This is a genomic window from Oscillibacter sp. CU971 (assembly GCF_905219725.1).
Lineage (GTDB): Bacteria > Bacillota > Clostridia > Oscillospirales > Oscillospiraceae > Oscillibacter.
Window position 1 is genome coordinate 20,434 of sequence record NZ_CAJMXG010000014.1, and the last position, 8,612, is coordinate 29,045.

Genomic DNA, 8,612 nt, shown 5'->3' on the forward strand with positions numbered 1-8,612 from the left:
CCGTCTATTACAACTCCGATTACTATTACAAAACAGAGGACCTGATTGACACCGTTCACGACCACTTCGAGGCGCTTTCCTACAAGTACGGCTGCGGCCCCATGGAGCTGCCCCGGGATTTCCCGAAGGGTGATATCCGCAATACCCGCTACGCCTCCTACAACACCGGGGTCAACAGCGCCCTCCGGGGAACAGGCGGGAGCATGATTGACTGGACGATACCCCCGCCGAAGGGGTTCAAGATGCTCTTTGACTCCAACTGTATGGGCCTAAACCAGTACCCGCCGTCCATGGGGGAGGAGATTCCCGGAGAGCCGTCTCTGTTCGACAGCGCCGTGCATATCCAGTATCAGGGCTGGAGCTTTTCCCACCGGCTCCCCACCCGGATGGACCCGACCCGGTATCCCGTCAGCGTGCATCTGATGGACGTAATCCGCAGCTCCGGGAAGGGATATCCCAAGGAGCTCGAGGCGCTTTTGGATAACTTCGACTTCTACGCCATCAACGTCGGGAAGCTGTACACGGACGCCCATCCTTTGAAGTATTGACCCCTTGCCGCGGCGGTTTGTGGACCGTTGATCCGCAGCTTGATCCAAAGCGGAAAGCTTCTCTGCGGAATCCGTGGAACGGGCGGCATGAAAGGCCGTTCCACGGATTCCGGACGGTCCGGACGGACGGAGAAGCCCGTGAACAGAAATTTTTTGCCCCACCCGGTTGACAAAGCGGCGGTTTTCCGATATCATATCTTTTTGAATAAATGGAGAGGAGAGCGTCTATGCGTCTGCTGCTGACCGGCGGGTCCGTCTTTTGCGGCGGGGGCTTCCAGCCCCTGGATATTGCCGTTTCCGAAGGGCGTATTGTTTCCGTTTCCCCCCGTCTTTCCCGGGACGGCGCGGCCGTCATTGAATTGAATCACCATTTCATTGTTCCAGGTTTCGTAGATGTTCACGTTCATCTTCGGGAGCCTGGATTTTCTTATAAGGAGACCATCGCCTCCGGCGCGGCGGCGGCGGCGGCGGGAGGGTATACCGCCCTCTGCGCCATGCCAAACCTGAACCCCGTGCCCGACAGCCCGGACCGCCTCCAAGTGGAGCTGGAAGCCATCCGGCGGGACGCCCGGGTCCATGTCTATCCCTACGGGGCCATCACCCAGGGGGAGAAGGGGGAGGCTCTGGCGGATATGGGGGCCCTGGCCCCTTCTGTTCCCGGCTTCTCCGACGACGGCCGGGGCGTCCAGTCCCGGGAGATGATGCGGCGGGCTATGCTGCTGGCAAAAAAGCTGGACCGGCCTATCGTGGCCCACTGTGAGGACGAGTCCCTGCTGGACAAGGGCTGGTGCGTCCACGACGGGGAGTTTGCCAAACGGCACGGCCTCCCGGGCAACGACCCCGCCAGCGAGTGGCGGCAGGTGGAGCGGGATGTCCAGCTGGTCCGGGAAACGGGATGCCGCTACCACGTTTGCCACATCTCCACAAAAGAAAGCGTGACCCTCATCCGGGCCGCCAAGGCCCAGGGCCTCCCCGTCACCTGCGAGACCGGGCCCCACTACCTCTGTCTCTGCGACGGGGACCTGGAGGACGACGGGCGGTTTAAGATGAATCCCCCCATCCGCTCCGCCGCGGACCGNGACGCGCTGGTGGCGGGCCTTTTGGACGGGACTGTGGACTNCGTCGCCACGGACCACGCCCCCCACTCGGCGGNGGAAAAGGCCCGGGGCCTCCGGGGGAGCCTCAACGGTGTGGTGGGTCTGGAATGCGCCTTCCCGGTTCTCTACACGGAGCTGGTGAAAACGGGGAAGGTCCCCCTGGAAACCATCCTAAACGCCCTGTGCGTCAACCCCCGGAGGATATTCGGCCTGCCGGGCGGGACCATTGCGGAGGGCCAGCCCGCCGATTTGACGGTGCTGTCCTTCGACCACGCGGGCACGGTGGACCCGGCGGGCTTCCGCTCCCTGGGCCGGGCCACGCCCTTCGCGGGAAGACGGGTGGAGGCCGCCGTCTCCATGACCTTTGTGGGCGGGAACATCGTCTTTCCGGAGGGCTTGAAGCCCAGCCCCAGCGGGACCACCGGCATCATCCGGGGCTATGACCGCCAAGAAGGAGGGGAACCATGAAGAAATCCGTGTTTACCCTGGAGCGCGCCCGGCGCCTGGCCGGGGACGTGTGGGAGCTGGTCCTGGCAGGGGATACCTCCGCCGTCACCGCGCCGGGGCAGTTTGTGAATCNGNAGCTGCCGGGGAAGTNTCTCCGCCGCCCCATCTCCGTCTGCGACTGGGCGGAGGGGAGGCTGACCCTTTTGGTGAAGGAGGCGGGCGAGGGCACGAAGGAGCTGGTGCGCCTCCCCGCCGGGACAGCGCTGAGCACCCTCTCCGGCCTGGGGAACGGCTTTGACATCGCCGCCGTGCCGGAGGTCGCCGTCCTGGTGGGCGGCGGCATCGGCGCCGCCCCGCTCTATGGCCTGACGAAGCGGATGCTGGCGGCGGGGCGGGGCGTTCAGGTGGNCCTGGGCNTCCGCTCCNAGGAGGACGCCTTTTACTTAGAGGAGTTCGCCGCCCTGGGCGCGGAGGTGCTGGCCGTCTCGGAGGACGGGAGCCTGGGAGCCCGGGGCTTTGTCACGGACATGCTGAACGAACTCCCGGACTGCCGGTTTGTCTGCGCCNGCGGCCCCACGGCCATGTTAAAGGCCGTCCACGCCCTGCCCCAAATCACCGGNGGGCAGTTCAGCTTCGAGGCCCGGATGGCCTGNGGCTTCGGGGCCTGCGTGGGCTGCACCATTCAGACAAAGAAGGGCCTGCGCCGGGTGTGCAAGGACGGGCCCATATTCCACAAGGAGGACATTGTATGGCAGACCTCTCCGTAACCCTGGCGGGGGTGACCCTGAAAAATCCCATCATTCCCGCCTCGGGGACCTTCGGCTATGGCCGGGAGTTCGCGGATGCTTATGACCTGGATCTCCTGGGCTCCTTCTCCTGGAAGGGCACCACCCGGGACCCCCGGCCCGGCAACCTCCAGCCCCGGATCGCGGAAACCGCCGCCGGGATGCTGAACGCCGTGGGCCTCCAGAACCCAGGGCTCGAGGCGGTCCTCCGGGAGGAGGTCCCCAACATCGCCCGGATTTTCCACGGCCCGGTCATCGCCAACGTCTGCGGCTTTTCCCTGGAGGAGTACGCGGAGAACTGCCGGGCGCTGGAGGAGGCGGAGCCGGTGAAGATCCTGGAGGTCAACATCTCCTGCCCCAACGTCCACGCCGGGGGGAGAAACTTCGGCTCGGACCCCCACAGCGCCGCCGCCGCGACAAGGGCCGTCCGGGCGGCCACGAAGAAGCCCGTCTTCATGAAGCTCAGCCCCAACGTGACGGACATCGCGGAGATCGCCCGGGCCTGTGAGGCGGAGGGGGCCGACGGGCTGTGCCTGATCAACACGCTTCTGGGGATGCGGATTGATTTGAACACCAAGCGCCCCCTGCTTCAAAACCGCACCGGGGGCCTCTCCGGCCCCGCCGTATTCCCNGTGGCCCTGNGGATGGTGTGGGACGTGTACGAGGCNGTGAAGCTCCCCCNCATCGNCTGCGGCGGCGTGAGCTCCGCGGAGGACGCCGCCGAGATGATGCTGGCGGGGGCCGCCGCCGTGGAGGTGGGGGCGGCGAACCTGCGGGACCCCTGGGCCTGCAAAANAATCATTGAGGACCTGCCCGCCGTCTGTGAGCGGCTGGGCGTGGAAAAACTATCGGACTTGACAGGAGGAGCGCACCATGGCTAAAGACGTAATCATCGCCCTGGACTTCCCCGCCCGGGAGGAGACCCTGGCATTCTTAGACCGCTTCCCCGCCGGGGAGGACANGCCCTTTGTGAAANTCGGCATGGAGCTGTACTACGCCGAGGGGCCGTCCATCGTCCGGGAAATCAAGGCCCGGGGACACAGGATTTTCCTGGACTTAAAGCTCCACGACATTCCCAACACGGTCAAGCGGGCCATGGCGGTCCTCTCCGGCCTGGACGCGGACATGGTGAACCTCCACGCCGCCGGGACCTCCGCCATGATGAAGGCCGCCCTGGAGGGGCTGACCCGCCCCGACGGCACGCGGCCCCTGCTCATCGCCGTCACCCAGCTCACCTCTACGGACGCCGCCGCCTTGAAAGAGGAGCTGCTGATTGAAGCCCCCATGGCGGAAACCGTTCTGGCCTACGCCAAAAACGCCGCCGCCAGCGGCCTGGACGGCGTGGTCTGCTCCCCCCTGGAGGCGGCGCTGGTGAAGGAGCGCTGCGGCGGGGGCTTTTGCACCGTCACCCCCGGCGTGCGCTTCGCCGGAGGGGACGTGGGGGACCAGAAGCGGGTGATGACCCCGGAACAGGCGGCGAAAAACGGCTGTGACTATATCGTCATGGGCCGCCCCATCACCCAAGCGGCGGACCCGGTGGCGGCTTACCGCCGGGCGGTAAAGGAGTTCCTGGGATGAAGCCGGAGGACATTCTTCAATACTGCCTGGCAAATCTGGAGGGCACGGTCCGGACAGAAAGCTGGGGCGAGAGCGGCATATTCTACAACCCCGGCGGCGTTTTGAAGCGGGGCGTCTATGTGCTCACCGTCAAGGAGAAGGACGGGGCCAACGATGCCGCCTCCCGGCTGGACCGCCCCGGGGTCTACCGGGTAAACCTGGGCCTCCGGAAGGGGACGTATGCCCGTCTTTTCGGCGCCCTGCCCGCCCGTCCTCCCAAGGGGGGCGTGGCGTCCGTGGACGCGGATTTCTCCGCCCCGGACCGCCTTATCCCCCACCCGGTATACGCCTGGATGGGCTGGGCCGCCGTGCTGAACCCGTCGCCGGAGACCTTTGAGGCCATGAAGCCGCTGATTCAAGAAAGCTATGAATACGCAAGGGAAAAGTTCGCCAAACGCCGGCGCGGCGTTCCCGCCGGAATATGAGAAAGGAGTCCTGCACATGACCCGTGAACAGACCATTGCCCACGACCTTTTATCCATCGGCGCGGTGTTCCTCCGCCCCGGCGAGCCCTTTACCTGGGCCAGCGGCATCAAAAGCCCCATCTACTGCGACAACCGCCTGACCCTCACCGCCCCCGAGGTCCGCACCCACGTGGAGGAGGGGCTGGTGGACCTTATCTGCAAGCACTATCCCAGTGTGGAGGTTCTCATGGGCACTTCTACGGCGGGCATCGCCCACGCCGCCATCGCGGGCCACCTCATGGGCCTGCCCATGGGCTACGTCCGCTCCAGCGNCAAGGACCACGGGCGGCNGAACCGCATCGAGGGGAAGCTGGAGCCCGGAGCGCGGGTCGTCGTCGTCGAGGACNTGATCTCCACCGCCGGAAGCTGCATCGACGTGGTGGAGGCCCTTCGGGAAGCCGGGGCGGAGGTGCTGGGCGTCGCGTCCATCTTCACCTACGGCCTTCAGAAGGGCCTGGACCGCCTGGCGGCGGCGAACGTGACCAACTACAGCCTCTCCAACTTCGACGCGGTGTGCGACATCGCCGCGGCGGAGGGGAAAATCCGGCCCGAGGACATCAAGCGTCTGAAAAAGTTCCGGGCGAACCCTTCCGACGAGAGCTGGAGAGACTGACTGAACCGGGGAAAGGAGCCTGTATGCCCAGAAACATCATTGACGTCACCGACCTCACCGTGGAGGAAATCGACCAGTTGATTTCCACGGCGGAGGACATCCTCGCAAACCCCGCCAAGTATCAGGACGCCTGCGCCCACAAGCAGCTGGCCACCCTCTTCTTCGAGCCCTCCACCCGGACCCGGCTCTCCTTTGAGTCCGCCATGCTGGCCCTGGGGGGCGGCGTGCTGGGCTTCTCCGAGGCCTCCTCCAGCTCCACGTCCAAGGGGGAGACTGTGGGGGACACCGTCCACACGGTGAGCTGCTACGCCGATATCATCGCCATGCGCCACCCGAAGGAGGGCGCGCCCTTCGCCGCCGCCCAGTTCAGCGAGGTTCCCATCATCAACGCCGGGGACGGCGGGCACAACCACCCCACCCAGACTTTGACGGACCTTCTGACCATCCACCGGGAGAAGGGGCGGCTGGACGGCTTTACCATCGGCTTTTGCGGCGACCTGAAATTCGGCCGGACGGTCCACTCCCTGGTGAACGCCCTGAGCCGCTATGAGAACGTCAAATTCGTCCTCATCTCCCCGGCGGAGCTGAAGCTGCCCCGCTATGTGAAGGAGGAGGCCCTGAAAAAGCGGGGCATCCCCTATAAGCAGACCGAAAGCCTGGAGGCCGTCATGCCGGACCTGGACATCCTCTACATGACCCGGGTCCAGCGGGAGCGCTTTTTCAACGAGGAGGACTACCTCCGATTGAAGGACAGCTATATCCTCACCCCGGAGAAGCTGGAGACCGCCAAGGCGGANCTCTCCATCCTCCACCCCCTGCCCCGGGTGAACGAGATTTCCGTGGCGGTGGACAAGGACCCCCGGGCCGCCTACTGGAAGCAGGTGAAAAACGGGAAGTTCATCCGCATGGCCCTGATTTTGAAGCTGCTGGACATCCGTGTCTAACGGAAAGGGGAGGACTCTATGAACATTGACAGCATCCAAAACGGCGTCGTCCTGGACCACATCCAGGCGGGCAAGAGCATGGACATCTACAAATACCTCCACCTGGACCAGCTGGACTGCTCCGTGGCCATCATCAAAAACGTCCGCTCCGGCCGGATGGGGAAAAAGGACATCATCAAAATCGACTCCCCCATGGACGTGGATGTGGACGTGCTGGGCTATATCGACGACAAAATCACCGTCAACATCATCCGGGACGGCGTCCGGACGGAAAAGCGCCGCCTCCAGCCCCCCAAGAAGCTGGTGAACATCATCCGGTGCAGGAACCCCCGGTGCATCACCGTGGCGGAGCCCCAGCTGGACGCCATTTTCCTCCTCAGCGACCCGGAGAGGCACGTCTACCGCTGCGCCTACTGCGACACCGCCAAGGGGAAGAAAAAGGGCGTTTGACCGGAGGGCGCGAGAGAAGAACATGGAAGCCTATGAACTGATCCGCTCCCGGCGCAGGACCCTGGCCCTGGAGGTCACGGCGGACGGGCGGCTGCTGGTCCGGGCGCCCCTGCGCTGCGCCCAGGGACGGATTGACGCCTTTGTAACGGCTCACGCCGCCTGGATTGAACGGCACCTGAAGCTCCAGCGGGAAAAAGCCGCCCGCCGCCCGCCCGCCCCCACGGCGGCGGAAATCGAGGTCTTGAAAGCCCGGGCCCGGGCGGAGCTGCCGGGAAAAATCGCCCGTTGGAGCGAAAAAATGGGCGTGGCCCCCACCGGCTTTAAAGTGACCGCGGCCCGGAAGCGCTATGGAAGCTGCTCGGCGAAAAACAGCCTGTGCTTTTCCTGCTTTTTGATGAACTGCCCGGAGGAGGCTGTGGAGCTGGTGGTGGTCCACGAGCTCTGCCACATCCGGGAGAAGAACCACGGGCCGGGGTTTTACGCCCTGCTGGAGCGGTATCTCCCGGACTGGCGGGAGCGGAAGAAGCTGCTCTCGATGAACTGAAATTCGAGATATGGAGGACGGATATGGAAAAGCGAAATCTCTTGGACCTGCTGAAAGGAAATCCCTACCCCGGGCGGGGCATCGTCCTGGGGAAGAGCGGGGACGGAAAACAGGCCGTGGCGGTGTACTTCATCATGGGCCGCAGCGAAAACTCCCGGAACCGGGTGTTTGTCCCCACGGAGGACGGCATCCGCACGGAGGCCCGCGACCCGTCCAAGATGACGGACCCCAGCCTCATCATCTACCACCCGGTCCGAAAGGCAGGCGGCGAGCTGATTGTCACCAACGGGGACCAGACGGACACGGTCCGGGATTATCTCCTGGAGGGCCGCACCTTTGCCGGGGCGCTGAAAAGCCGNGCCTTCGAGCCGGACGCGNCCAACTACACCCCCCGCATCTCCGGCCTTTTAAGCCCCGACGGCAGCTTTCAGCTCTCCATTTTGAAAAGCGCCGAGGGAAACCCGGACTGCTGCTGCCGGTACTTCTACCACTACGACGCGCCCCTTGCCGGGGAGGGCCGCTTCCTCCACACCTACCTGGGGGACGGGAATCCCCTGCCCTCTTTCGAGGGGGACCCGGAGCGGGNCGTCCTGGACGCCAANACGCCGGAGGCCCTGGCGGAGCAGGTGTGGGAGGCTTTGAACCCGGAGAATAAGGTGTCCCTCTTCGTCCGGTTCGTGGATTTGGCGGACGGGAGCCACCGGGACGTGATCCGGAACCGGTACTAATTGACCTGCGGCTGTCAGGGGTCGGAAGGCACGAACCTACAGAAAAATCCCCGGAGTATGATACTCCGGGGATTTTTATTCCGGTCTCTGGTATTCCAGCAAATCCTCAATCCTGCAATCCAAGGCGTAGCAGACCTTCGCCAGGAAATTTAAGTCCACCAATTCAATCTGCTCTCCCCGATAATAGCGGGTAATCACATCATATTTAACGCCTGTCAATGTCTTAAGCTTATTTCGACTGATTTTTCGCTCATCCAGCACCTTGTCCAGCTTCACCACGATCCGGCCATATTCCTGCGTCTGATAGCGGATGATACTCTTCAGATCTTCCATGGCCCCTCACCTCGAATATAGTTTAACAGGGATATCCGCCCT

The 8,612-nt window shown here is 64.1% G+C and carries 11 protein-coding genes; 10 read left to right on the forward strand and 1 reads right to left on the reverse strand.

What is annotated here, in order from left to right:
* The first annotated feature begins 775 nt into the window (after positions 1–775).
* The 10 genes from JX325_RS02370 (at position 776) to JX325_RS02415 (ending at position 8,237) form a co-directional block, all read left to right on the forward strand.
* Positions 776–2,113, forward strand: coding sequence for a dihydroorotase (locus tag JX325_RS02370; RefSeq protein ID WP_204789576.1), 1,338 nt, complete (start codon positions 776–778; stop codon positions 2,111–2,113).
* On the forward strand, positions 2,110–2,859 hold the full coding sequence (locus tag JX325_RS02375; protein WP_204789577.1) for a dihydroorotate dehydrogenase electron transfer subunit: 750 nt from the start codon (positions 2,110–2,112) through the stop codon (positions 2,857–2,859). The genes JX325_RS02370 and JX325_RS02375 overlap by 4 nt, the downstream gene beginning before the upstream one ends.
* Positions 2,841–3,758 carry a dihydroorotate dehydrogenase gene (locus tag JX325_RS02380; protein ID WP_204789578.1) on the forward strand — a complete coding sequence of 306 codons (918 nt, stop codon included), beginning with the start codon at positions 2,841–2,843 and terminating at the stop codon, positions 3,756–3,758. The genes JX325_RS02375 and JX325_RS02380 overlap by 19 nt, the downstream gene beginning before the upstream one ends.
* Complete coding sequence (gene pyrF / locus JX325_RS02385) at positions 3,751–4,455, forward strand: orotidine-5'-phosphate decarboxylase (protein ID WP_204789579.1); 705 nt, start codon at positions 3,751–3,753, stop codon at positions 4,453–4,455. The genes JX325_RS02380 and pyrF overlap by 8 nt, the downstream gene beginning before the upstream one ends.
* Entirely contained in the window at positions 4,452–4,919 is a 468-nt protein-coding gene (locus JX325_RS02390; protein ID WP_204789580.1) for a DUF6194 family protein, read from the forward strand. The genes pyrF and JX325_RS02390 overlap by 4 nt, the downstream gene beginning before the upstream one ends.
* 16 nt (positions 4,920–4,935) lie before the next feature.
* The gene (pyrE, locus tag JX325_RS02395; protein ID WP_204789581.1) at positions 4,936–5,571 is read left to right on the forward strand and encodes an orotate phosphoribosyltransferase; all 636 of its coding nucleotides are present in this window, start codon (positions 4,936–4,938) and stop codon (positions 5,569–5,571) included.
* 23 nt (positions 5,572–5,594) lie between these two features.
* Positions 5,595–6,515, forward strand: a complete 921-nt coding sequence (gene pyrB, locus JX325_RS02400; RefSeq protein ID WP_204789582.1) for an aspartate carbamoyltransferase — start codon at positions 5,595–5,597, stop codon at positions 6,513–6,515.
* An 18-nt stretch (positions 6,516–6,533) separates the two neighbouring features.
* Positions 6,534–6,965 (forward strand): aspartate carbamoyltransferase regulatory subunit, encoded by a 432-nt coding sequence (locus tag JX325_RS02405; RefSeq protein ID WP_204789583.1) that lies wholly within the window; start codon positions 6,534–6,536, stop codon positions 6,963–6,965.
* Between the two features lie 22 nt (positions 6,966–6,987).
* Positions 6,988–7,509 carry a M48 family metallopeptidase gene (locus JX325_RS02410; protein WP_204789584.1) on the forward strand — a complete coding sequence of 174 codons (522 nt, stop codon included), beginning with the start codon at positions 6,988–6,990 and terminating at the stop codon, positions 7,507–7,509.
* Between the two features lie 23 nt (positions 7,510–7,532).
* Positions 7,533–8,237, forward strand: a complete 705-nt coding sequence (locus tag JX325_RS02415) for an IMP cyclohydrolase (RefSeq protein WP_204789585.1) — start codon at positions 7,533–7,535, stop codon at positions 8,235–8,237.
* Positions 8,238–8,312: 75 nt separating this feature from the next.
* On the opposite strand, the gene JX325_RS02420 is transcribed toward JX325_RS02415, so the two are convergent.
* Positions 8,313–8,570 (reverse strand): helix-turn-helix transcriptional regulator, encoded by a 258-nt coding sequence (locus JX325_RS02420; RefSeq protein WP_243413881.1) that lies wholly within the window; start codon positions 8,568–8,570, stop codon positions 8,313–8,315.
* Positions 8,571–8,612 lie beyond the last annotated feature (42 nt).